This is a genomic window from Szabonella alba, from assembly GCF_016765775.1.
GTDB lineage: Bacteria > Pseudomonadota > Alphaproteobacteria > Rhodobacterales > Rhodobacteraceae > Szabonella > Szabonella alba.
This window is the reverse complement of the sequence record NZ_JAESVN010000001.1, coordinates 285,673-306,578: the sequence shown is the minus strand read 5'-3', so window position 1 is coordinate 306,578 and position 20,906 is coordinate 285,673. Positions and strand designations below refer to the sequence as shown.

At 66.0% G+C, this 20,906-nt stretch carries 22 protein-coding genes and 1 pseudogene; 6 read left to right on the top strand and 17 right to left on the bottom strand.

The genetic code is table 11. The annotated features are described in order from the left end of the window. Positions 1-53: 53 nt before the first annotated feature. The 3 genes and pseudogenes from JL811_RS01430 to JL811_RS01420 all read left to right on the top strand — a co-directional run bounded on the left by JL811_RS01430 (position 54) and on the right by JL811_RS01420 (position 1,953). On the top strand, positions 54-800 hold the full coding sequence (locus JL811_RS01430; RefSeq protein ID WP_202686443.1) for a YebC/PmpR family DNA-binding transcriptional regulator: 747 nt from the start codon (positions 54-56) through the stop codon (positions 798-800). A gap of 161 nt (positions 801-961) precedes the next feature. Continuing rightward, positions 962-1,528, top strand: a pseudogene (gene pdeM, locus JL811_RS01425) (ligase-associated DNA damage response endonuclease PdeM); the annotation flags it as partial. A gap of 8 nt (positions 1,529-1,536) precedes the next feature. Then, a complete protein-coding gene (locus JL811_RS01420; RefSeq protein ID WP_202686439.1) occupies positions 1,537-1,953 on the top strand; it encodes a PaaI family thioesterase in 417 nt (138 codons plus the stop codon). 18 nt (positions 1,954-1,971) lie between these two features. On the opposite strand, the gene folD is transcribed toward JL811_RS01420, so the two are convergent. From folD to ybgC, 14 genes are all read right to left on the bottom strand, one after another. Then, on the bottom strand, positions 1,972-2,862 hold the full coding sequence (gene folD, locus JL811_RS01415; RefSeq protein ID WP_202686437.1) for a bifunctional methylenetetrahydrofolate dehydrogenase/methenyltetrahydrofolate cyclohydrolase FolD: 891 nt from the start codon (positions 2,860-2,862) through the stop codon (positions 1,972-1,974). Positions 2,863-2,984: 122 nt separating this feature from the next. Continuing rightward, positions 2,985-3,296: a chorismate mutase gene (locus tag JL811_RS01410; RefSeq protein ID WP_202686435.1), complete on the bottom strand. Its 312-nt coding sequence runs from the start codon at positions 3,294-3,296 to the stop codon at positions 2,985-2,987. Positions 3,297-3,365: 69 nt separating this feature from the next. Beyond that, positions 3,366-5,042, bottom strand: a complete 1,677-nt coding sequence (locus tag JL811_RS01405) for a formate--tetrahydrofolate ligase (protein ID WP_202686434.1) — start codon at positions 5,040-5,042, stop codon at positions 3,366-3,368. A 374-nt stretch (positions 5,043-5,416) separates the two neighbouring features. Next, the gene (locus JL811_RS01400) at positions 5,417-6,010 is read right to left on the bottom strand and encodes an MOSC domain-containing protein (RefSeq protein WP_202686433.1); all 594 of its coding nucleotides are present in this window, start codon (positions 6,008-6,010) and stop codon (positions 5,417-5,419) included. A 2-nt stretch (positions 6,011-6,012) separates the two neighbouring features. After that, positions 6,013-6,786 carry a methyltransferase domain-containing protein gene (locus JL811_RS01395; protein WP_202686432.1) on the bottom strand — a complete coding sequence of 258 codons (774 nt, stop codon included), beginning with the start codon at positions 6,784-6,786 and terminating at the stop codon, positions 6,013-6,015. Positions 6,787-7,016: 230 nt separating this feature from the next. After that, complete coding sequence (ftsH, locus tag JL811_RS01390; protein WP_202686431.1) at positions 7,017-8,924, bottom strand: ATP-dependent zinc metalloprotease FtsH; 1,908 nt, start codon at positions 8,922-8,924, stop codon at positions 7,017-7,019. A 77-nt stretch (positions 8,925-9,001) separates the two neighbouring features. Next, the gene (tilS, locus tag JL811_RS01385) at positions 9,002-10,273 is read right to left on the bottom strand and encodes a tRNA lysidine(34) synthetase TilS (RefSeq protein ID WP_237684720.1); all 1,272 of its coding nucleotides are present in this window, start codon (positions 10,271-10,273) and stop codon (positions 9,002-9,004) included. Further along, entirely contained in the window at positions 10,260-11,099 is an 840-nt protein-coding gene (gene ybgF, locus JL811_RS01380) for a tol-pal system protein YbgF (RefSeq protein ID WP_420496760.1), read from the bottom strand. Before ybgF ends, tilS begins: the two co-directional genes overlap by 14 nt. Positions 11,100-11,106: 7 nt before the next feature. Then, positions 11,107-11,634, bottom strand: coding sequence for a peptidoglycan-associated lipoprotein Pal (gene pal / locus JL811_RS01375; protein ID WP_202686428.1), 528 nt, complete (start codon positions 11,632-11,634; stop codon positions 11,107-11,109). A gap of 87 nt (positions 11,635-11,721) precedes the next feature. After that, positions 11,722-13,056: a Tol-Pal system beta propeller repeat protein TolB gene (gene tolB / locus JL811_RS01370; protein ID WP_202686427.1), complete on the bottom strand. Its 1,335-nt coding sequence runs from the start codon at positions 13,054-13,056 to the stop codon at positions 11,722-11,724. After that, entirely contained in the window at positions 13,053-14,210 is a 1,158-nt protein-coding gene (locus JL811_RS01365) for a cell envelope biogenesis protein TolA (protein ID WP_202686426.1), read from the bottom strand. Before JL811_RS01365 ends, tolB begins: the two co-directional genes overlap by 4 nt. A 7-nt stretch (positions 14,211-14,217) precedes the next feature. After that, a complete protein-coding gene (gene tolR, locus JL811_RS01360) occupies positions 14,218-14,691 on the bottom strand; it encodes a protein TolR (protein ID WP_202686425.1) in 474 nt (157 codons plus the stop codon). A gap of 3 nt (positions 14,692-14,694) precedes the next feature. Then, on the bottom strand, positions 14,695-15,390 hold the full coding sequence (tolQ, locus tag JL811_RS01355) for a protein TolQ (protein ID WP_202686424.1): 696 nt from the start codon (positions 15,388-15,390) through the stop codon (positions 14,695-14,697). A 208-nt stretch (positions 15,391-15,598) separates the two neighbouring features. Beyond that, the gene (ybgC, locus tag JL811_RS01350) at positions 15,599-16,021 is read right to left on the bottom strand and encodes a tol-pal system-associated acyl-CoA thioesterase (RefSeq protein ID WP_202686423.1); all 423 of its coding nucleotides are present in this window, start codon (positions 16,019-16,021) and stop codon (positions 15,599-15,601) included. A gap of 122 nt (positions 16,022-16,143) precedes the next feature. Between ybgC and JL811_RS01345 the strand changes: the two genes are divergently transcribed. Further along, the gene (locus tag JL811_RS01345) at positions 16,144-16,428 is read left to right on the top strand and encodes a hypothetical protein (RefSeq protein ID WP_202686422.1); all 285 of its coding nucleotides are present in this window, start codon (positions 16,144-16,146) and stop codon (positions 16,426-16,428) included. Here the strand turns inward: JL811_RS01345 and JL811_RS01340 are convergent. Beyond that, positions 16,419-17,069, bottom strand: a complete 651-nt coding sequence (locus JL811_RS01340) for a hypothetical protein (RefSeq protein WP_202686421.1) — start codon at positions 17,067-17,069, stop codon at positions 16,419-16,421. The two genes, JL811_RS01345 and JL811_RS01340, sit on opposite strands and share 10 nt — an antisense overlap. Before the next feature lie 70 nt (positions 17,070-17,139). After that, positions 17,140-18,168, bottom strand: a complete 1,029-nt coding sequence (gene ruvB / locus JL811_RS01335; RefSeq protein ID WP_202686420.1) for a Holliday junction branch migration DNA helicase RuvB — start codon at positions 18,166-18,168, stop codon at positions 17,140-17,142. A gap of 361 nt (positions 18,169-18,529) precedes the next feature. Between ruvB and JL811_RS01330 the strand changes: the two genes are divergently transcribed. After that, positions 18,530-19,291 (top strand): hypothetical protein, encoded by a 762-nt coding sequence (locus tag JL811_RS01330; RefSeq protein ID WP_202686419.1) that lies wholly within the window; start codon positions 18,530-18,532, stop codon positions 19,289-19,291. A gap of 4 nt (positions 19,292-19,295) precedes the next feature. Beyond that, entirely contained in the window at positions 19,296-19,919 is a 624-nt protein-coding gene (locus JL811_RS01325) for a hypothetical protein (RefSeq protein WP_202686418.1), read from the top strand. Between the two features lie 36 nt (positions 19,920-19,955). On the opposite strand, the gene htpX is transcribed toward JL811_RS01325, so the two are convergent. Next, positions 19,956-20,867 carry a zinc metalloprotease HtpX gene (gene htpX / locus JL811_RS01320; protein ID WP_202686417.1) on the bottom strand — a complete coding sequence of 304 codons (912 nt, stop codon included), beginning with the start codon at positions 20,865-20,867 and terminating at the stop codon, positions 19,956-19,958. Between the last annotated feature and the right edge of the window lie 39 nt (positions 20,868-20,906).

The following is a 20,906-nucleotide window of genomic DNA, read 5'->3' as shown; positions in this document are numbered from 1 at the left end:
TTGCGGCATGTATAGGCAAGGCGACAACCAGCGACCGGATCGGAGAAAGCGTCATGGCAGGCCATTCCAAATGGGCGAATATCCAGCACCGCAAGGGCAAGCAGGACAAGCTGCGCTCCAAGATGTTCTCCAAATTCGCCAAGGAGATCACCGTGGCCGCCAAGATGGGCGACCCCGATCCTGAAAAAAATCCGCGCCTGCGACTGGCCGTGAAGGCCGCCAAAGCGCAATCCATGCCCAAGGATGTGATCGACCGCGCGATCAAGAAAAGCCAGGGCGGCGATGCCGAAGATTACACCGAGATCCGCTATGAAGGCTACGGCGTCAACGGGATCGCGATCATCGTCGAGGCGATGACGGACAACCTGAACCGCACGGCGTCGAATGTGCGCAGCTATTTCACCAAGGCAGGCGGCAATCTGGGCACCACCGGGTCGGTCGCGCACAGCTTCGACCGGGTGGGGGAAATTTCCTATCCCGCCACGGCGGGGGATGCCGATACGGTGATGATGGCCGCACTTGAGGCCGGTGCCGAGGATGTCGAAAGCGACGAAGACGGCCACTGGATCTATTGCAAGGTCGAGGATCTGTCGGATGTCTCGGACGCGCTGGAAACGGCTCTGGGGGAATCGACCGAATCGAAACTGGTCTGGCGCCCGCAAAGCCGCACCGAGGTGGATCTGGACACCGCGCAGAAGCTGATGCGGCTGATCGACCTTCTGGAAGAGGATGACGATGTGCAAACCGTCACCCATAATTTCGACATCCCCGAAGATGTCGCGGCGCAGCTGGACGCCTGACGCGCCGGATGCCCGCCGGGCGGGGGGCGCTGCCCCCCTGCCCCCCCGAGGTTTTTTCACAAGGATGAAAGGGAGGCCGCATCGTGCCCGGTTATGCGCTGCGGCTGCAGGGCGAGGCGCTGGAGGCCCTTGGGTCGGGGGCGCTCTGGTGGCCGGGGCCGCGTGTGCTGGTGGTGTCAGACCTGCATCTGGGCCGCTCGGGGCGGTTCGCGCGGCGCGGGGGCGCGCTGCTGCCCCCCTATGAGACCGAGGCCACGCTGGAACGACTGGAGGCAGAGGTTTCAGCACGGAACCCCGCGCGGGTAATCTGTCTGGGTGACAGTTTCGACGATGATGCGGCAGCCGGGGAACTGGCAGAGGCGCATCGCGACTGGCTGTTACGGATGATGGCGGGGCGCGACTGGATCTGGATCACCGGCAATCACGATCCGGGGCCGGGCGGTCTGGCAGGCAGTCTGCGCGCGGATGTGCAGATCGGGCCGCTGGTCTTTCGCCATAATGCCGAACCGGGCGCGACAGGGGAGGTTTCGGGCCATTACCACCCCAAGGCGCGGCTGGCCGGACGCCTGCGCCCATGTTTCCTGACCGATGCAAACCGGGTGATCCTGCCCGCTTTCGGCACCTATACCGGCGGGATGGACTGCCGCGATCCGGTCTTTTCAGGCTTGCTGGCGCGACCCGCCATGGCCATTCTGACCGGGCAGCAGCCGATCCCCTTCCCGCTTTGAGGCCCCGCATGTCCGACCGCATCCGCCAGAGTTTCGCCGCACAAAGCCTGATGGAGACACTTCAGGCGCGGATCACCGCGCTGGAACCGGGGAGGGTGGAGATCACCGCGCCGATCCTGCCGGGCGGGCGGCAGCAGCAGGGTGCGGGCCATGCCGGGGTCACTTTCGCGCTGGCCGATACGGCGGCGGGCTTTGCCGCGCTGAGCCTGATGCCCGAGGACCGCGAGGTGATGACGGTCGAGGCCAAGATCAACCTGCTGGCCCCGGCCTTGGGGGAGGCGCTGATCGCGCGCGGCCGCGTGGTAAAGGCGGGCCGCAGGCTGAGCGTGGTGACAGCCGAGGTGTTTGCCCGCGCCGGGGAGCGCGAGACCTGTATCGCGATCCTGCAGGGCACGATGATCCCGGTAGACGGGGGCCCCCGCTAGACCGGAGGACGCCCCGCTTCAGGCCGTCAGGCCCTCAGGCTCGGGCAGGCCATTGGCGCGGCAGCAGGCCGTCAGCGTATTGGCCAGCAGGCAGGCAATGGTCATCGGCCCCACCCCGCCCGGAACCGGCGTGATCGCCCCGGCGACCGCCGCCGCGCCGTCATAGGCGACATCACCCAGCAGCCGCGTCTTGCCGTCCCGTTCCACGCGGTTGATGCCCACATCAATGACAGTCGCCCCCGGTTTCACCCAGTCGCCCGGGATCATCTCGGCCCGGCCCACGGCGGCGACCAGAATATCGGCGCGGCGGCAGACCTCGGCCAGATCCTTGGTGCGGCTATGCGCGATGGTCACGGTGCAGCTGTCCCCCAGCAGAAGCTGCGCCATCGGCTTGCCGACGATGTTCGACCGGCCCACGACCACGGCATTCAGCCCCGAAAGCGATCCGTGATGATCGCGCAGCATCATCAGGCATCCCAGCGGCGTGCAGGGCACCATGGATTTCTGCCCTGTGCCCAGCAGGCCCACATTCGAGATGTGGAAGCCGTCCACATCCTTGGCAGGGTCGATGGAATTGATGACCAGATCGGAATTCAGATGCCCCGGCAGCGGCAGTTGCACAAGAATGCCATGCACCGCCGAATCGGCATTCAGCCGCGCGATCAGGTCCAGAAGATCACCCTCGGACGTATCGGCCTCCAGCTTGTGCTCAAAGCTGGTCATACCGCATTCGACGGTCTGCTTGCCCTTGTTGCGGACATAGACCTCGGAGGCCGGATCTTCGCCCACCAGCACCACGGCAAGGCCGGGCGTCAGGCCGTTTTCCTGTTTCAGCCGTGTCACATGCCGGGCCACCTGCGCCCGCACTTCAGCCGCGAAGGCCTTGCCGTCGATCACCTTGGCCGTCATGCCGTCACTCCCTGTTTCGGTTCGTTCTAGGTTCCGGCCCATACCGAAACCGCCAGAAATCAACTTGCCCGCGCTGGTCCTGGCCGCCCGGCGTCAGCCCTGTCACGCATTGCGAAGCCCCGTCACACCTTGCGCAAACTGTCGGGGCCCAGCCGGTTTTCCTCCCGCGCGATGGACCAGTCGATCAAGCCGCGCCACAGCATCTCGACCAGTTCGGGCGAAAGGCCCCGGGCCCCGGCATGGGCCCGGACATTGGCGACCACCTGTTCGACCCGGTCCTCGATCCGTGCCGGAAGATCGGCCTCGGACTTGATCTCGGCGGCGCGGTCGATATAGGTCGCGCGCTCTGCCAGCAGCCGCACAAGGCTTTCGTCGATCCGGTCGATCTCGGCGCGGATATCGGCCATGGATCGACATTCGGCAGGTTTACGCATCGGCTTTCCCCTTTCCAGTCCGGCCCCAGTTAAGGGGCCGGGGGGAAAAGCGCAACGCGGGGTTTTGCCTCAGAACAGGCCCTCGACCTGCCCCGCATCATTCAGTCGGATCACCTCGGCCGAGGGCACGCGCGGCAGGCCCGGCATGGTCATGATTTCCCCGCAGATCACCACGATGAACCCTGCCCCCGCCGAAAGACGCACCTCGCGCACCGGCACGGAATGGCCCGTGGGCGCACCACGGACGTTCGGATCAGTCGTAAAGGAATATTGCGTCTTGGCCATGCAGACCGGCAGATGGCCATAGCCCGCCGCCTCCCATGCCTTGAGCTGATCACGCACCGATTTGTCGGCCAGAACCTCATCCGCGTGATAGATGCGCTTGGCGACGGTCTCGATCTTCTGGAACAGCGGCATGTCATCGGGATAAAGCGGCGCGAAGCTGGAGGAACCGGATTCCGCCATACGAACCACGGTATTGGCCAGATCCTCGACTCCGGCCGACCCCTGCGCCCAATGCTTGCACAGCACCGCCTCGGAGCCCTGCGCCGTGACATAGGCCTTCACGGCCTCGATCTCGGCATCGGTGTCGGAATGGAAATGGTTGATCGCGACGACAACCGGCACACCAAAGGATTTCACGTTGGAGATGTGGCGGCCAAGGTTCGGGCAGCCCTTTTTCACGGCATCGACATTTTCCGCGCCCAGATCGGCCTTGGCGACACCGCCGTTCATCTTCATCGCGCGCACCGTGGCCACGATCACCGCCGCTGCCGGTTTCAGACCCGCCTTGCGGCATTTGATGTCAAAGAACTTCTCGGCCCCCAGATCGGCGCCGAAACCGGCCTCGGTCACGACATAGTCACCCAGTTTCAGCGCGGTTTTCGTCGCGATGACCGAGTTGCAGCCATGGGCGATATTGGCAAACGGACCGCCATGCACGAAGGCCGGGTTGTTTTCCAGCGTCTGCACAAGGTTGGGCTGCATCGCGTCCTTCAGCAGCACCGTCATCGCGCCGTCGGCCTTGATGTCGCGGGCATAGATCGGCTTTTTCTCACGCGTGTAGGCGACGACGATATCGCCGAGGCGCTTTTGCAGATCCTCAAGATCGTTGGAAAGGCACAGGATCGCCATGACCTCGGAGGCCACCGTGATGTCAAACCCGGTCTGGCGCGGAAAGCCGTTGGCGACGCCGCCAAGGTTCACCACCATGTCGCGCAGCGCACGGTCATTCATGTCCATGACGCGGCGCCAGACGATGCGACGTTCGTCGATGGCCAGTTCATTGCCCCAGTAGATGTGATTGTCGATCATCGCCGACAGCAGGTTATGCGCCGAGGTGATCGCATGGAAATCGCCGGTGAAATGCAGGTTCATCTCTTCCATCGGAACGACCTGCGACATGCCGCCGCCTGCGGCCCCGCCTTTCATCCCGAAATTCGGGCCAAGGCTGGCTTCGCGGATGCAGATCACAGCCTTCTTGCCGATGCGGTTCAGACCGTCGCCCAGACCGACCGTGGTGGTGGTCTTGCCTTCACCCGCGGGGGTCGGGTTGATCGCGGTGACAAGGATCAGCTTGCCATCCGGGCGGTCGGCGATGCTGCGAATGAAATCCTGCCCGACCTTGGCCTTGTCATGGCCGTAAGGCAGCAGATGCTCGGCCGGGATGCCCAGTTTCGCGCCGATTTCCATGATCGGTTTCTTCTTCGCGTCGCGGGCGATCTCGATATCGGTCCTGAATCCCATCTGGTTGGCCCTCCTTGGCATTTTGCGTCCGGCAACGGGCCTTCCGGTCCCGTGCCACGATTCGTTGAGCCAAGATGTAACGGCCCCGAAGCCCCCGGAAGGGCGCGATTGCGACCCAAACCCCGCCAAATTCGCCTTGGCCCTGTTGCCCGGCCTCTGGCCCCGCTGCGCATCCGGCCCCGCGACCGCCGGTCTGCCACGCGAAACGATGCCGTCCGATGCCACCCTATAACGGAACGGATCCGGGGGACGGCGCGTTGACAGGCGAACGGAAAGGAACGACCATGCATCCGGCAAGGATTCTCTTTACCACCGCCCTCGGTTTCAGCTTTGCGCTGTCAGGCGCCGTGCTGGCCCTGATCTGACCCTTGATTTCACGCGAACATGCCCGGCCCCGCCCAGGGGCGTTGATCGGGGATATGCAGGCTGATCGGTTCATCCAGCCGGAACAGCCCTTCGCGCTCCACCCATGCGGTCACGCCTCGCCGCCCCTTGGCCGCCGATTTGAACGCAGCCCCCTGCCCCGGATGGGCCCGCTCGATAAAGGGGGCAGGCAACTGGCAGGGGCGGTTTTCCATATCGACCACAAGTGTCGCCCCACCCGCGCCCTGAAGGCGGCTTGAGGGCGGCAGATGCGTGAAATCCGGCAGTCCGGCGATCACCATCGTTGCGCCCAGCAAGGCAGGGTCCAGCGTTGCAAGGCCCATCCCGGCCGCGATCTCATCCAGTTCTTCTGCCGACAGGACCGAGAATTGCCGCGTGTTGCGGATCTCGGTGTCGCGCGGATATTGCGCCAGCACGCGCGAACAAGAGGGGCGCGTCAGCCCGCCATGGGCCTCACCCTCCGGGCCAGAAAACCGGGCCTCGATCCGATCCACCGCGGCAGATGGCAGGGCAGTGCTGCGATCGCGGACCAACCCCAGCCAGACGATCCGCCCGGTCAGACCGGTCTTGCGCAAGGCCGCCACGATCAGACCTCCAGCACGAAAAAGACCCGGCGGAAGGGCATCAGCGCCCCCCCATCAGGCAAAATCGGATAGGCGGCGGCAAGGGCCGTGTCATAGGCGGTCAGAAACTGCGCCAGTTCCGCCGCGTCCAGACGTTCGGCCACCGGGCGCATCGCGGTCGACTGGGTAAAATGACGCACCGGATGGCCTTCGGTCACTGGGCCCAGATACTGCACATAGTCGGTTTCCCAAGCCTTTATCCGGCCCAGTCCGGACAGCATCCGCCAATACTCCGCCGCCGTGGCGACAGGCGAAGACGAGTCGGGTTCAAAGCGTCCGGGAAAATGCGCCGCCGCAATATCGCGCAGAAACCGGTGCGAGGGCGCGCCCCATTGGCGTGGCATCTGCACCGCCAGCACGCCGCCGGGGGCTAGCATGGCGGCAAGGCGCGGCATCAACGCGGCATGATCACCCAGCCATTGCAGTGCTGCATTGGAAAAGATCAACGCCGGTGGGCGTTCCGGCGCCCAGTCCCGCAAATCTGCCTCGATCAGCGCCACATAGGCCCCTGTTTCCGCCGCCCGTTCCAGCATCGCAGATGAGGCATCGAGCCCCAGCAGCGCCCGATCCAAATAGCGCGCGCGCAGCGCAGCCGCCGCCGCCCCGGTGCCGCATCCCAGATCAACCAGATCACCGGGCGGCAGCGCCCCGACCTGCGCCAGCAGATCCGTGGCAGGGCGCAGGCGCAGATCGGCATAGCGGGCATAGCTTTCCGGGTTCCAGTCGGGTGCTGTCACGTCATGTCTCCCTGCATGCGGTCGGTCAACTGCCTCGCCGCCCCGTCATTCAGGGGCAGGCCTCACGCGCCCGTTATCCGTCTGCGCCGCGCCTTTTGGCAACCGGTGATCGTCAGGCACGAAAGTTGTCGGCGGGCATCGGCCCAGCCATGACATACGAACACCGCGCGGGGATTTTCCCGCGCGGTGCATTGCTGTTCAGATCTGATCGCCCGTTCAGGCCGCCCCGTTCAGGCCGAGGGTTCCGGTTCCAATCCGCCCTTGGGGTTGCGGGGCCGGGTCTTGGGAATGGCGATGACGGATGAGGGCGGACCGCCCGCAGGGCTGTCATCGGCATCGTCACCGTCCAGCGGTTCGCCCGCAACAACCTTGCGGATCTCATCCCCGGTCAGCGTCTCATATTCCAGCAGACCCTTGGCCAGACGCTCGAATTCCTCAGGCTTTTCCAGCAGAATCTGACGCGCGGCCTCATAGCCCTCGTCGATCAGCGCCTTCACCTCGGCCTCGATGGTTTTCTTGGTTTCGGCAGAAACCGAGAAGCCCGCCGTATTGCCCTGATAGCCCTCATGCGCCTCGGCATAGTCGATATTGCCGATCTTGTCGGACATGCCCCAGCGCATCACCATCGCGCGGGCCAGACCCGACGCCTGCTGGATATCGCCCACAGGGCCCGAGGAAACGCCCTCTTCGCCATATTTGATGATCTCGGCGGCTTTCCCGGCCATGGTCATCGCGATGCGCTGCTTGGCCTCGTCCTTGTGCATCTGAAGGCGGTCCATTTCGGGCAGGCTGACCACCATGCCAAGCGCCCCGCCCCGCGGAATGATCGTGGCCTTGTAGACCGGATCGCATTTCGGCAGCGTCATGCCGACAATGGCGTGACCGGCCTCGTGATAGGCGGTCTTTTCCTTCTGATCGGCGGTCAGAACCATCGAACGGCGTTCCGCGCCCATCATCACCTTGTCCTTGGCGTGTTCGAAATCCTCCATCTTCACGACAGAGCGCCCCACCCGTGCAGCCATCAGCGCGGCCTCATTCACAAGGTTCGCAAGGTCTGCACCCGAGAATCCGGGGCACCCGCGCGCAATGATGCGCAGGTCCACATCGGGGCCCAGCGGGATCTTGCGGGCATGGACGTTCAGGATCTTTTCACGCCCCTTGATATCGGGGTTGGGCACATGGATCTGTCGGTCAAAGCGGCCGGGGCGCAGCAAGGCCGGGTCCAGCACATCCTTGCGGTTGGTCGCGGCGACGATGATCACGCCCTCATTGGCCTCGAATCCGTCCATCTCGACCAGCAGCTGGTTCAGCGTCTGTTCGCGTTCATCATTGCCGCCGCCGATGCCCACGCCACGGGCCCGGCCCACGGCGTCGATCTCGTCGATGAACACGATGCAGGGGGCGTTCTTCTTGGCCTGTTCGAACATGTCCCGCACACGGCTTGCGCCGACGCCGACAAACATTTCCACAAAATCGGACCCCGAGATGGTGAAGAAGGGCACGCCCGCCTCACCGGCAATCGCGCGGGCCAGCAGGGTTTTCCCGGTGCCGGGCGGGCCGACCAGCAGCGCGCCTTTCGGGATCTTGCCGCCCAGACGGCTGAACTTCTGCGGGTTGCGCAGGAATTCGACGATTTCTTCCAGTTCTTCCTTGGCCTCGTCGATGCCCGCGACATCGTCAAAGGTCACGCGGCCATGCTTTTCGGTCAACAGCTTGGCACGGCTTTTGCCAAAGCCCATCGCCCCGCCTTTGCCGCCGCCCTGCATCCGGTTCATGAAGAAGATCCAGATCCCGATCAGCACAAGGAACGGCAACCACAGCGAAATCAGCGACATGAAGCCCGATTGCGCCTGTGCCTCGGCCCGGACCTCGACATTCTGCGCAATCAGCCGTTCAGTGATATCGTCGCCCTCGGGCCGGATCGTTACAAGCTGCGAACCGTCCTTGGTGCGGATCAACACCTGTTCGCCATCCAGCACAACACTGGCCACCGCGCCCTCATCGACGCGGGTCAGAAAGTCGGAATAGGAAATCGATCGCGACGACATCGTATTCGACCCGCCACTGAACATATTGAAAAGCGCCAGGATCAGGACGAACAGTACGACCCAGAACGCGATGTTTCGTGCATTGCCCACGAAGTCTCTCCCTCAGGTGCCGCGCCGCAGGTCGCGGCGCAGGGCTTGGGCGTAAGATAGACATTCAGGGGCCGGGTTCAATGCGATAACGCAAATGGCCCGGGTGCAGGCAGGATTCGGGCGGAAAATCCCGCGTCCTGACCGGCCAGCGGTGCTGCAACCAGCGCCGGGCCTTGCCAGATTGCAGGCGTGACAAGCAGCGCCTCACGCGGCAGGCCGGTTTCACGCCAGTCGCGGCATCCGGTCAGTCCAGCAGCGCCAAGGGCGCGGATTTCCATATCGGCGGCAAAAGGACCGCAGACCTGCCAGCGCCCGTCCCACAGCGCGCCGGGGCGGGCAATCAGCCCCGAAACGGCCTTCGCCTCACGCAGGATCAGCAGACTGTCGCCTTTCGCGCGGATCCGGCACCCGGCCAGCGTGGCCTCGCCGCCCTCAACGGCGCGCGCGATCACCCGGCCAAGGGCGGCGGCACGGGGCGCATATTCGGCGCCCGTCACCTCCTGCATCGCGGCCAGCAGCATCCGGCGGCGGATCTCGGCGGGCAGGTCCGACCAGCCCTGCCGGTCGATCTGAACCATGCCCGCAACGTGGCGCGACAGGCGCGCGGCCTCTCGCCCGGTGATCTGCCGCAAGGCCGCCTGCGCGCTTTGCAAATGCGCCATGCTGGCCGTAATCCCTGCGGCATCAATGCCAAGGGGCGCCAGTTCCGGCAGCGCACGGCGCGCCCGGACCCGGGCATAGCGCGGATCGGCATTGGACGGGTCCTCGATCCAGACCTGCCCCCGCGCGGTCAGAACGGCGCGCAGTTCGGCCCGGCTGGCCCCCAGCAAGGGCCGCAGGAAGCGGATTCCGCCCTGCACCCAACCCGGTCGCATCCCCGTCAGCCCGTCCAGCCCCGCAGACCGCGCCAGTTCCATCAGGAAGGTCTCGGCCTGATCATCGGCGGTATGGGCGACCAGAACCGAAGTCAGCCCTTCATGTCGCGCCCAATCGGCCAGCAGATCATAGCGCGCGGCGCGGGCGGCCTGCATCAGATTGCCACGGACGGGGCCGTGATCCCATGTCAGAATGTGGTGGCTCAGACCAAGGCCCCGACAGATCGCGCCGACCCTTGCGGCCTCATCCAAGGCTTCAGGTCGCAGCCCGTGATCCACCGTTGCCGCCGCGATGCGCCGTCCGGTGCCGGGCGCAAGTTCCGCCGCAAGGCACAGCAAGGCCAGCGAATCGCTGCCGCCCGATACGGCAATCCCGACCGCACCCGGCGGCTCTGCCGCAAGGGCCGCCGCCAAAGCCTGCCGCAACCGGCCATCGGGCCCGTCGCGCCCCGGCCCCTGTCTATTGGCAGCCAAGCGCCTGCGCCGCCATCGCGGCATCGCTGGCCGAAGGCGTGCCGCCATAGCGCAGGCTGACCTCGGCCAGCGTCACGCAGGCCTCGGGGCCCTGCCCCAGCGTGGCCAGCGCCTGCCCGACCTTCAGCAGGGCCTCGGGCGCGCGGGTGCCGTCCATATCGCTTGAAAACGCATCCAGCCATGACCGCGCCGCGGCGCTGGTCTCTCCCAACTGCTCCAGCGCCTCACCGCGCAGAAACAGTGCCTCCTGCGTCAGGGCGCCACCCGGATAGGTCTCGGCATAGGTCGCAAACTTTTCCGCGGCGGTGCGAAAGTCACCTTGACCGAGCACCTCCCGGGCCCGGTCAAAGTCGGATTGTTCGGCCACAGCCATGGAGCCGCCACCCGGGGCGGCAGGGGCACCCGGCGCAGGCGCGGGCAAGGGGGGCGGGGTGGCGCCGGGTTCGGCCCCTCCAAGCGGGGCCACCTGCCCCGCCTGCCCCAGATCGCCGCCTTCCAGTTCGGTCAGGCGAAAGTCTATATCGCCCAAACGGTTGGTGCCGTCGGCCACGATCCGGTCGACGCGGATCTGAAGCTGTTCGGTCTGGGCCGTCAGTTGCGCCAGCGCCGCCTCGATCGTGTCGACGCGGCTCAGGAAGTCGCCACCGGGCATCGCCAGTCCCGGCGCGCCGGTTGTCGAAAGCTCACGGCGTAATTCCGTCACGGCGGTGTTCAGAATGGCCATTTCCTGCCGGATATCGGCCAGCGTCTGCCCTCGGTCCTGCGCCGCCAGCGGCAAGGCCAGCGGCAGCAGCACAAGACAGACCGTGCCTGCAAGGCGCCGGATCATCCGATCAGCTCCCCGCGCCGGCCGACAGCACCGTGACGGCGCGGCGGTTGCGCGAATAGCATTCCTCGGTCGAGCAGACCTCGACGGGGCGTTCCTTGCCATAGCTGACGGTGCGCACGCGGTTCGGCGCGATCCCCTGCGAGATCAGGAAATTCTGGGCCGCCGAGGCGCGGCGCGCACCCAGCGCAAGGTTGTATTCGCGGGTGCCCTGCTCATCGGCATGGCCTTCGACGATGATCGCATATTGCGTATTGCTGTTCAGCCATTGCGCCTGCCCGCTCAGGGTGCCGCGCGCTGCATCCGACAGCGTGCTCTGATCCACGGCGAAAAAGACGCGATCCCCCAGCGTCTGCTGGAAATAGGCCACCGATTGCGGATCGTTCGGCCCGCCAAGACCGGAACTGTCAATCCCGCCCATGCCCCCCGGTCCGCCCGGACCGCCGGCACCACCCGCCCCGAACCGGTCGGGGTTGTTACAGGCCGCCAGCCCGAAAGCCGCAACCACCAGCAGCGCCTTGCCAAGATGTCCCATTCTGTCGCCCTTCTCTATTTCCGGCCGGTCTGGCGGCCACAGTATCAGCTTTGACGCGCCCTGTGAATCGGGCGCGGATCACGAATGTCACGGCAAGAGCGGCGACCATGCCGGGTCCGAGGCCGAGCCTTCGGTCGTCACGCGGCGCAGGTTGCGCCCCGAAATGTCGACCGAGAACAGCGCGGGCTGCCCGCCCTCACCGGCGGTTTCGCGGGTGAACATGATGACCCGGCCATTGGGCGCCCATGTCGGCCCCTCATCAAGGAAAGACGAGGTCAGAAGCCGCTCTTCGCTGCCATCAGAGCGCATCACGCCGATATGGAACCGGCCCTGATGCTGCTTGGTGAAGGCGATCAGATCGCCGCGCGGCGACCAGACCGGGGTGCCATAGCGCCCTGCCCCGTTCGAAATCCGGCGCGGCTCTCCGCCACCTGCGGGCATGATGTAAAGCTGCTGGGTGCCCGAACGGTCACTTTCGAACACGATCTGCCTCCCGTCAGGGCTGAAGCTGGGGGCGGTCTCGATGGCGGGGGAATTGGTCAGGCGGCTGCGCGAACCGCTGGAGGTGTCCAGCATGTAGATATCGGTATTGCCGCCCTGTTCCAGACTGAAAACCACCATCCGCCCGTCCGGGCCGAAACGCGGCGCAAAGGTCATCGTGCCGGGCTGTTCATCCAGCGCGCGCGACTGGACCGAGGCCACATCCATCACATAGATCCGCGGAAAGCCCGAAACATAGGAGGTATACAGGATGCGGTCCCCGGTCGGGGAAAAGCGCGGGGCCAGCACGATCGACGAACTGTCGGTCAGGTACTGCACATTCGCGCCGTCATAATCCATTACCGCCAGCCGCTTCTGCCGGGCATTCTTTGGGCCGGCCTCGGACACAAACACAACGCGGCTGTCGAAATAGCCGCCTTCGCCGGTGATCCGGCTGTAGACCGCATCGGCCACCTTATGCGCCATGCGGCGCCAGCTTTGCGGTGTGCCTGCGAATTGCAGCCCCTCGCCCATCTGCTGACCCGAGAAGATGTCGAACAGCCGGAACTTCACCACGATCCGGTCGCCGCTGGCGCTGACCGCACCGGTGATCAGCGCCTGTGCATTGATCGCCCGCCAGTCGCCATAGGCCACCGGCGCATCAAAACTGCTGACCCGGCTGATATGCGCGCTGGACGGGATTTCCCGGAACAGGCCCGTGCCCGCCAGATCCGCCGCAACGACCCGCGCGATATTGCGCGCATGATCCGCCGCCGCCCCGTTTTCAGCCACGAAATCGGGCACGGCAAAGGGCAGCGGTTCGATCACGCCTTCGGTGATCTCGATCCGCAGCGGACCGGATTGCGTGAAGGCCGGTGCGGTGGCACCGAACAAGGCAAGCGCTGCGATCAGCAGCGGGCGGAGGGCTTTCATTAGGGTCATCTGATCCTCATTCTCTCCGGGTTGAACACCATTTCTATATCACGCCACTGGTCGTATTTTTCAGGGGGAAGCGCGAAACCGTTTGCCCCGCAGCGGATGATCGCCCGCCGTGCGGCCTCGAAGGCCTGTCTTGCGGCGCCTTCTGATCCGCCTTCGAATTCGATCATGCGGATGGATCCCGCATCGGGCACGCCGGTCTGCGCCACCGTTACCGCGACCGTCACCGTGACCATCAGCGCCTCGGAGGACAGCGATCCGACATTCCAGCATTGCTGCACCGCGACGCGCAGCGCGTCCTTTTCACCTGCCGTCATCGGCGGACCTGCGGCTGCGGCAGGGGCCGGATCGGCCGCCCCGCCGACCGCCGCTGCAACAGCGTCGGCTACGGCATCGGCCACCGCATCGGAACTGGCCGCAGGGGGCTGCGGCGCGGGATCGGCGGGCGTCGCGGTCTGCACGGGCGGCTGCGCGGCCTGCGGGGGCCGCGCGCGCGGACGGGCGGATGCGGCGGGCGCCAGCGGTTCGGGCTGGTTCGCCTCGGTCGCAAGCTCGGTCCCGGCCTCCTCAGGCGCGGTTTCGGGGCGCTCTTCCTCGACCACCTGCGGCTCGGGCGACGGATCGGGGGTCACGGCAGGTGTCGGCGGCGCGGGATCGGGCAGCGCCTCGGGCGGCGGCGCCTCGGTCGGGGTCGGGGCCACACGGTCGGCGGGGCGCGGACGCGGGCGGGCCGCAATCAGCGGTGCCTCGACGGGCGGCAGATCCTCGGCCACCGGCGCAGGGGGTGCGGGTTCAGGTTCCGGGGCAGGCGGCGCGGGATCGGGCTGCACTGCGGGGGCAGGCTCGGGTTCCGGCAGCGGCGCAGGCGGCGGCGGGGCCGGTTCCGGTCGCGTCTCCTGTTCAGGCGCCGGAGGTGGTGCGGGTTCGGGGTCCGGCTCGGACGGCGCGGGGGCCGCAATCTCGGTCTGGGCCGGTTCGGGGGCGGGGGCGGTCGGCGCATTGGCCAGCAGCGCCTCGAACTCGGACCCCGACATCAGGGACACCTCGGTCACCGGCACGGCAAGCGCGTCGTCCGGGCGCTGAAAGAAGCCCCCGACGAGAACCCAGAGGATCAGGCCCGCATGCCCTGCCCCGGAAATGATAACGCCCTTGTCCATGGTCCGCCTAGCCGCCAGTGGCCCCGAAACCGGGGCCGTCCGTGTCGGTCACAAGTCCGATATTGCGGAATCCCGCCGCATTCAGCGCCCCCATCACCTGCGCGACCCGCGCATAGGGAATGGCGCCATCGGCCCGCAGGAAAATCTTGTCCGTGCTGCGTTCGGCAGCAACCGCCTGCAGGCGCGGGATCAGCTCATTTTCGGCCACTTCCTGCGTCTGGATCAACAGCCGCCCATCGGCGGCCATGGTGATGGCCAGCGGTTCCTCCTGCTCGGTCGGCATGGCCGAGGCGGCGGTGCGCGGCAATTCGATCGGCACCCCCACCGTCAGCAGCGGGGCCGCCACCATGAAGATGATCAGCAGCACCAGCATCACATCCACAAAGGGTGTCACGTTGATTTCGCTCATCGGGGCGGATTTGCGCTTGCGCCGTCCGCGCCCGCCGCCTCCGCCCGATTTCTGGATGACACTGCCTGCCATGGCTCAGCTGTCCAGCTGGCGCGACAGGATCGTGGCGAATTCGTCGGCAAACGCCTCATAACCGCCGGTGATCCGCTCGCTGTCGGCGGTAAGTTTGTTGTAGAAAACCACCGCCGGGATTGCGGCGACAAGGCCGATCCCCGTGGCCAGCAGCGCCTCGGCGATGCCCGGGGCCACAACGGCAAGGTTGGTATTCTGCGAGATCGCGATCTGCTCAAAGGCATGTTTGATGCCCCAGACCGTGCCGAACAGCCCGATGAAAGGCGCGGTCGAACCGGTCGTCGCAAGGAAGGACAGGCTGTTGGTCAGCTTTTCGCTTTCCTTGGCGATGGCCACGTCCATGCTGCGGTCGATGCGCGCCTGTGCGCCCGCAATCAGCCCGCCATCCTGCCGGTGGCTGCGGCGCCATTCGGTCATGCCGCTGGCAAAGATCCGTTCGGAGGCGCCTTGCGGATCGGGTCCGATCTTCTCGAACAACTCATCCAGCGGTTCGCCCGACCAGAAGGCCGCGTCGAACACCGCCGCCTCGCGGCGCGCCAGTTTATAGGCGATATGCTTGCGGATGATGATGGCCCATGACCAGAAGGACATGACCAGCAATAGCAGCATGACCAGTTTGACCGTCAGGGTTGCGCGTGCAAATAGGGCGAGAAGCGAGAAATCAATATCCCGCGCCGCCGCCAGGGTTTCCGTTTCCATTACGCCTGCTCTTGTTATGGGGCGATTATCGCCTGCCTGTTAGCAGTGATTCTATCGCGAAATAAGGCCCCTTGCCAACACATCTGCGTGGACAGGCGGGGCCTTGCTGAAACATTGCGTTACAATGGGCGGTGCGCCGGGTGGGGTTCGAGGTCTGGATGGGTGTCCGGCCCCGTGTCTGGCCCGGCGGCCGGGGCCGCGTGCGAGGTCAGGGCGCCAGCGCCGCGCGCAAGGCCGCAGGGATGCGCACGGCCCCCCGTTCGGACAGACAGACCAACGTCACCCGCGCCTCGAACAGGCACTGATCCCCGCGCCAGACGCTTTGATCCAGTCCGATCCGCGCGCCCGAGAGTGCGGTCAGCCGCGTGCGCATTTCCAGAATATCATCGAAGCGCGCAGGGGCCAGATAGAGCGCCTCAAGATGCCGGACGGCAAAGACGATGCCGCTTTCGGCCTTCAGCGCCATCTGGTCGATGCCGCGCTCGCGCAACCATTCACTGCGGGCCCGTTCGATGAATTTCAGGTAATTGGCGTGATAGACGATGCCGGCAAGGTCGGTATCCTCGTAATAGACCCGTGCAAGAAACCGGCCTTCGGTCGTGCTCTCTGGTCCGGTCGGATTATCCTGCATTGTTGCCCCCTGCGAAACGGCTTTTGCCGCAATTGGCCATAGATCGGGCCGGAATGCACCCTGAAACCACCAGATTGTGCAGCGATCTTCGGCTGATCGACCCTTCGGGAAAGGATGCAACGATGCAGACCGGAATGATTGTTCTTCTTGGTGCAACGACGGGCCTTGCGGCCCTTGCCGCGCAATCTGCCGCTCCGGCCCTTGCGCCGCTGCTGACGGCGGCCCTGCCCTGGATGATGGCACTGACCGCGCTGCCGATGGTGGTGACGGTCGCCGCGCGGCCCCTTGACGTGTCGCTGCTGCGGCTGGGGCAGGCGCCGCTGTCGGGCCTGCCGCGTGTCGGGTTTCTGGCCACAAAGCTGACGCTGGTCACGCTGATGGCCATGGTCGCCGCCGGTCAGTTCTGACCGGGGTCGGGTTCGCTGCCCGCAATCTGCCCGGCCCGCGCGGCCAGCCGCAGCGCATGCACCGGATCCTGCGAAACCGCCGGCAGGACCGGATCATAGGCGGCCCGGATCAGCGCCCCGATCTCGGGATGCAGCACCACGACATCCCCTGCCCGGGCCAGCGGCGGGGTATCGGCAAAGGCCCGGTCAGACCACAGCAGGATCATCTGTGCCGCCTGCCCCAGCGCCAGATCCGCAGCCGGAAGCCCAGCCAGAGCCGCATCCATCCGCAGAAAGACGAAACAGGCCCGGATCGCACCGCGTTCATCAAACCGGAAGATGCGATACTGGTTCGCCTCCGCCGCCTCAAGCCGCGCGCAAAGCGGCCCCAGATCGGGGATCATCCGGTCCAGATTGGGCACCTGCGGCAGTTCCGCCCAGTCACGGCAGAAAAACACCATAAGGTTCGCGCCAAGCTCGGGATCGGTTTCCGCCATCCGGTGCCCCGCCAGCGCGACAACCGCCTCAACCGCGCCCTTGACGATGCGCAGGGTTTCATCCTCGACGCCAAAGACAACCGGCACGATGGGCCGTCCCCAGCGGGCGAACAAAAACTGGCCGTCGGAACGGGTGAAACGGACTTCGATCTCGGCGGGAGTCATGGGGGGCCTCATTCGGTTCGCGGCGCCTGTTTAGCCGCTGCGCCAACCGCACTCAACCATTGCTCCCCCTTCACCCCCCGAACAGATCCGACTGCCCCGGCGCTTTCGGCGCCTCCAGTCCGATATGCCGCCACGCCCGTGCCGCCAGCATCCGGCCCCTTGGCGTGCGCTGGATCAGGCCCTGTTGCAGAAGATAAGGCTCGATCACCTCTTCGATCGCGTCGCGCGCCTCGGACAGGGCGGCGGCGATGGTTTCCACACCCACCGGCCCGCCACCATAATGTTCGGCCAGCAGCATGAGGTATCGCCGGTCCGCCCCGTCAAGGCCCAGATGATCGACGCCCAGACGGGTCAGGGCGCGGTCGGCAATCTCTTGCGTCAGGCAGCCATCGCCCTCAACCGTCACGAAGTCGACGACCCGCCGCAACAACCGCCCGGCGATACGCGGCGTGCCCCGGGCGCGGCGCGCGATCTCACGCGTGCCCTCCGGCACACTTGAAACGCCCAGAAGCCGCGCGCCACGCGTCACGATCAGGTCAAGCTCATCCTCGGTATAGAATTGCAGCCGCGTGGGAATGCCGAAGCGGTCGCGCAGCGGGGTCGTCAGCAGGCCCAGCCGGGTGGTCGCCCCGACCAGCGTGAAGGGCTGCAACTCGATCCGCACGGTGCGCGCGGCGGGCCCCTCACCGATCACCAGATCCAGCGCGAAATCCTCCATCGCCGGATACAGCACCTCCTCGACCACCGGGGACAGGCGGTGGATCTCGTCGATGAACAGCACATCGCGCGGTTCCAGATTGGTCAGGATCGCCGCCAGATCGCCCGCCTTGGCCAGAACAGGGCCCGAGGTCATGCGGAATCCGACCCCCAGTTCGCGCGCCATGATCTGCGCCAGCGTCGTCTTGCCCAGACCGGGGGGACCGTGGAACAGCGTGTGGTCCATCGCCTCACCCCGCATCCGTGCGCTTTCGATGAAGATGCGCAGATTGGCCCGCGCTTCGGCCTGACCGACGAAATCCTCCAGCACCTGCGGCCGCAGGGCACGATCGGTATCTTCGGGCAGGGGTGCTGCGCGCAGTGTCGGGTCAGAGGCGATCATGACGGGAACAATCGCGGAACGCGCGGGCTTTGTCCAGTGGGGGACGGGATGCCGGATCATGCCTTTCAGACGCGCGCGCCGGAGCCCAGCCTGTTGCAGCCCGGTCGCGCCTGCTTGCTTGCGGTGCTGTCTCGCCCGCCTTGCACCCCGCCCCTGCCTGCACGGCAGCGAAAGCCTTTGCAAAGCTGCCACAGAGGGCAGGCGGAATTGCGCCGGGCACACAAGCAACGGTTGATATGGCCCGCATTCCTTTGCAATCCTTGCAGCATTGATACCACGGTCGGAACCCCGGCCGTTCCCGCGCATCCCAGGGCACACTGGTCCCGGCCCATTCAGGTTCAGTATTTTTGAAAGGCAGAACATGGCCCATGGCCCGAAACGCCCCGTTTCCCTTACCGCGCTGACGCTGGCCGCCACGGCGCTGATCGCCACGGCGCTGCCCGCTGCAGCACAGGACAGTCGCAAACACCTGACCCTGATCGGCATTCCCTCGGGCACGGTTGCACCGGGTGGCATGGTCTTTGGCTCGCTTGCCCTGACGGACCGACGCACAGGCACCGCGATCCGCGACAATGACGGCTCGCTTGCGCTTGGCTTCGGACTGGGCAGTGCCGAAGACGGTATCGGTGTTCAGGTCACCGCCTCCATCGCCTCGCTCAGCCGCGATTTCGGCGATGCGGGATCCTTCAGCATCAAGGCATCGCGCCGCATTGGCACCGGCCAGTGGACCACCTATCTGGGCGCGTCCGCCGATTATCTTGCCCCCTGGGGCGATGTGAAGGGGCAGGATGTGTCGGGCACCGTGGCGCTGACCAGCTTCACCTCGGTGCGGATCGGCGCGGATGTGCATCCGCTGATGCTGACCCTCGGGGGCGGATCTCATATCCGCAACAATGACAATGATCCGGGGATCTTCGCGGGGGTCGGGATCGGGCTGACGCCGCATCTGGCCGCCAGCGCCGCCTGGACCAGTGAGGCGCTGGATCTGGGGCTCGGCGTCAAGGCGCCGGGGGTCGAGGGGCTGAACTTCACCTTCGCGGTCAATGATGTCACCGACCGCAGGGACAGCCGCCGTGTCACGCTGACCGCCACCTGGGCTGTCGCCAATGTTTTCGGGAGATAGGACCATGGCCGCGCAAGCACGTATCATCCTTGGCCTGACGGCAGCATTTGCCCTGTCGGGACCGGCCCTTGCGGGCAAGACCCCGGTCGGCGGCGTTGGCGGTTTTCCCGTTTTCGTGCCGGTCATCCCCACACCTGCACCGACACCCGATCCGACGACCGGCGGCACGGGCAGTGCGGCGACCTCGGCCAATGCCGCACAGGTCGCCTCGCAGATCGAGGCCGCGACCAGTTTCTGCGCCAGCCTGCCCGGCGATGCCTATACGCTGGATTGCATGGCCGAGCGTCTGGACCGCATAGCGCGCGATATGCCCGCGACGGCCGATCTGGCCGAGGCCCGGTCGCAGCTTGCAGAGGCGTCGCGCGAATTGTCGGATCTGGCCCGCGCCAATGCCGACAGCGCCCTGCCCCCGGCCCGGGCGCGCATTCCCGGCGGCATCGCCACCGGCCGCCCGCTGGTGCCGGTCAATCCGACCCGGCAGGCCGCCGTGAAATCGCAGGCTGCCGCGATCCTTGAACGTACGGAAACGCTGCTTCTGCGGTCTTCCGGGGGCGCCCCCTCAATTGAAGGCTATCGCCGCATCGCGGGTGCCGTCGGTTCGGCCAAGGTTCTGCTGCGTTCGACCTGACCGGACCCGGTCAGCACCGCCGCGCGATACCCGGGCTCAGGACCAGGGCCCGGGCCTTGCAGCACCTGATCGCGTGCCGGAACGGGGCATCGAACCGGCGACCGGCCCGGAAGGCGCCATCTTGCGCAGTTCGGCAATGCGGTTCGCGGTATTGGGATGGGTCGAGAACAGCTTGTCTGCCGTATGCGTTTCGGGATGCAGCGGGTTGATGATGAACATATGCGCAGTGGCAGGGTTCCGCTCGGCCGCCGGGTTCTCGACCCGTGCGGCCAGTTGCGAGATCTTGGCCAGCGCCGAAGCCAGCCAGTCGGGCCGCCCGCAGATCTCGGCCCCCACGCGGTCGGCCTCATATTCGCGGGACCGGGAAATCGCCATCTGCACCAGTGCCGCCGCAAGCGGGGCAAGGATCATCAGGGCCAATGTGCCGATGATCCCGCCGGGCCGGTCGCGGCTGCCGAAAAACATCGCGAAATTCGCCAGCATAGAGATCGCCCCCGCGAAACTGGCGGTCATGGTCATGATCAGCGTGTCGCGATTGGCGATATGGGCCAGTTCATGCGCCATGACGCCCGCCACCTCTTCGGGCGTCAGGCTGCGCAGAAGGCCAGTGGTCGCGGCGACAGCGGCGTTTTCGGGGTTGCGCCCGGTGGCAAAGGCATTGGGCTGATCAGTGTCGATGACATAGACTTTGGGGCGCGGCATTCCGGCCTTGTCGGCCAGCCCATGGACCATCTGCACCAGATCGGGCGCGGTCGCTTCGGTCACCTCACGCGCGCCATGCATCCGCAGCACGGCCTTGTCGGAGTTCCACCAGCCGTAAAGGTTCATGCCGCCCGCGACCAGCAGCGCGATCATCGCGCCCGCCGCCCCGCCGATCAGCGCGCCGATCCCCATGAACAGCGCTGTCAGCGCCGCCATCAGCATGAATGTCTTGGCATATCCGGTCATCGCACACTCCCTTGCACGGTGCAGGATATGGGCGGGCAG